Below are 2,194 nucleotides of genomic sequence, written 5' to 3'. Positions count from 1 at the left end.
CACATTAGGTCAATGCGCGAATAGCTATGTCGCCTCACGTACCTTTGTTGGGATGGACCCGGTGTGCGCGCCCTGCGATAATTCGACATAAAGTGGTCTTTCCCGAATGATCCCGCGTAACCCGCCGATTTCGTGGTACTACCCCCAAGGCGGGTTACGGGCTAACGCCCTAACCTGCCCGACGTGTTTACGGTTTGCTTTTCGGTCGGATGACCGATGTGACAAACTCTTTAACAGGATTAATGACATCCATGCGAGTTGACCCCTTTTACTCGATATTTTGGAGACGAACAGGATGAACGCTACCGACATTCAATACGTATCTGATGGGACCGGCCATACGATTAGCGTCATCGTGCCCATTGAACTCTGGCGGGAAATCGAAACGGAACGGGAAACAGCCTACCTGTTGAGAAGCGAAACCATGAAACGCCGCCTACTCGACGCTAAAAACCGCCAAGACGGCATTCCTTTTGAGGAAGCGTGTGAAAAGCTTGGAATTTGACGCATCGGCTCTTGAAGATCTGGCTTGGTGGATCGAGCAGGATCGCGACAAGGCACTAAAAATCCTCAAATTGATTAAGGATGTGCAGCGCGATCCTTTTCGTGGAATCGGCAAACCAGAACCGCTGAGACACGAACTGGCGGGCTGTTGGTCAAGACGGATTGATCAGGAACATCGGCTGATCTACCAAGTCACGTCTGAGAAAATTCGCATTCTCGCGTGTCGGTATCACTATTGATATGCGTAGAGCGGGTTAGGGTAGCGTAACCCGCCGATTCCGTGGAACTCTCCACCAGGCGGGTTACGGGCTGACGCCCGAAACCGCCCTCGGGCGGCGAATGGGGTAAAATGGCTGGCATGAAGCTTCCCAACGGCGAACGAGCCGATCTTGGTGTCAAACTCGAAGACTATGTGCAGAATCCGCTGCATCGCGAAGGCCAGCATAAAGCGCATGTGTTTGCGTCGGTTCTTGGCATTACCCTGGACAACGCGCAAGTGCTTCGAAACGCCCTGCTCGATGCGGCGGTATCCTCCGATAACGTAGGGCCAAGAGGCAACAACGGCTTCGGATCGGTCTATGTTCTTCGATTCCCACTCGCTACGGCGCAAGGCGCGGCGACGGTGCTGTCCGCGTGGATCATCCGCCACGGCGAAGACTTTCCCAGACTAACGACTTGTTATATCGTCTAATTTTATGAATACAAAATTTCATCTGCACGATGTTGTCGCTTTACTTGCGGATCTACCGGCCAAGCACTTTGAAACCTAGAACGACGGTTGCGCTGGCGTCCAAGGTGTCGCTTTACTTGCGGATCTACCGGCCAAGCACTTTGAAACCGATCAGCCGTTACTGCTCCGCCGTGGCCAGATTGGCACGATCGTGATGACCTACGACGGAAACACTTTTGAAATCGAATTCGCCGATCCCGATGGACGGACTTATGCCCTGCTCCCCGTCCAGGCCGGTCGGTTGATGCGGTTACGGGATGTGCCCGAATACGCAATGGCCTGATCGCATCGATCCGGGTAGCGCGTAGATACTGTTATCGCGGTCAAGCACCATGAAGAGATGGATTGAAGGGTTGTCCCGATTTGAGGACGCCGAAGACGAGGTGAACGAGCTTGCGCATCATGGCACCGATGATGACCATGGGAGGCTTGCCGACAGCCGGGTAGGGTGGGCACCGCCCACCTTCACCGGTCATCCGACACCGCCAAAATGGCGTGCCATGCCCGCCCTACTCTTATTCGCCGAAATCGGCTTCTGCCGCTGTCTTGGCTTCTCCACCGCCCCAATCCGCCGGATATATCCCCTCCGCCACATACCGATGGAACGTGGAATACGGCCAATCACCGACTTGTGTGACGTGACCGTGCTTCACCGGATTCCAATGGATGTAATCAACATGGCGGTTGAAATCGTTCCTCCTGTAAATTTTCCTGTGATCGGAATTGTGGGGCAGGCAGGTAAAATGAATATCACTTGGTTGGATCAATAGGTTAGATGCAGTCAACGCCTTAGCCTGACGCTGCTAACCCTCGCCATCATAGCCTGACGCTACTAACCCTCGCCATCACAGGAAAATTTACAGGACCAATATTTTCAGGAGCTGGTCACCGCACGCGCCAACGACATCATTCAAAAATGGATCGATTTCTTCGTCCTGCACAAATCCATCACACCCGAAC

The 2,194-nt window shown here is 53.6% G+C and carries 3 protein-coding genes and 3 pseudogenes; 4 read left to right on the top strand and 2 right to left on the bottom strand.

The window, feature by feature from the left end; all coding sequences use genetic code 11:
• Nucleotides 1-295 precede the first annotated feature (295 nt).
• The 4 genes and pseudogenes from BN874_RS08335 to BN874_RS08320 form a co-directional block, all read left to right on the top strand.
• Nucleotides 296-505: a hypothetical protein gene (locus BN874_RS08335; protein ID WP_034432025.1), complete on the top strand. Its 210-nt coding sequence runs from the start codon at nt 296-298 to the stop codon at nt 503-505.
• Nucleotides 486-743: a Txe/YoeB family addiction module toxin gene (locus BN874_RS08330; RefSeq protein WP_034432024.1), complete on the top strand. Its 258-nt coding sequence runs from the start codon at nt 486-488 to the stop codon at nt 741-743. The genes BN874_RS08335 and BN874_RS08330 overlap by 20 nt, the downstream gene beginning before the upstream one ends.
• 110 nt (nt 744-853) lie before the next feature.
• Nucleotides 854-1,195 carry a DUF6883 domain-containing protein gene (locus BN874_RS08325; protein ID WP_230314366.1) on the top strand — a complete coding sequence of 114 codons (342 nt, stop codon included), beginning with the start codon at nt 854-856 and terminating at the stop codon, nt 1,193-1,195.
• Between the two features lie 118 nt (nt 1,196-1,313).
• Nucleotides 1,314-1,517 (top strand): annotated as a pseudogene (locus tag BN874_RS08320) (DUF4926 domain-containing protein); the annotation flags it as partial.
• A 40-nt stretch (nt 1,518-1,557) separates the two neighbouring features.
• Here BN874_RS08320 and BN874_RS26390 read toward each other — a convergent pair.
• Both BN874_RS26390 and BN874_RS25510 read right to left on the bottom strand, forming a co-directional pair.
• Nucleotides 1,558-1,668: pseudogene (locus BN874_RS26390) on the bottom strand (IS110 family transposase); the annotation flags it as partial.
• Between the two features lie 81 nt (nt 1,669-1,749).
• A pseudogene (locus tag BN874_RS25510) lies at nt 1,750-1,932 on the bottom strand (REP-associated tyrosine transposase); the annotation flags it as partial.
• Nucleotides 1,933-2,194 lie beyond the last annotated feature (262 nt).

Origin of the sequence: Candidatus Contendobacter odensis Run_B_J11, assembly GCF_000531125.1 — a bacterium.
Lineage (GTDB): Bacteria > Pseudomonadota > Gammaproteobacteria > Competibacterales > Competibacteraceae > Contendibacter > Contendibacter odensensis.
This window is presented reverse-complemented; position numbering and strand designations above follow the sequence as displayed.

Bases quoted from the DNA above. Each gene is read 5' to 3' on its own strand.
- BN874_RS08325 (WP_230314366.1), top strand. From the start codon at position 854: ATGGCTGGCATGAAGCTTCCCAACGGCGAACGAGCCGATCTTGGTGTC.
- BN874_RS08335 (WP_034432025.1), top strand. From the start codon at position 296: ATGAACGCTACCGACATTCAATACGTATCTGATGGGACCGGCCATACG.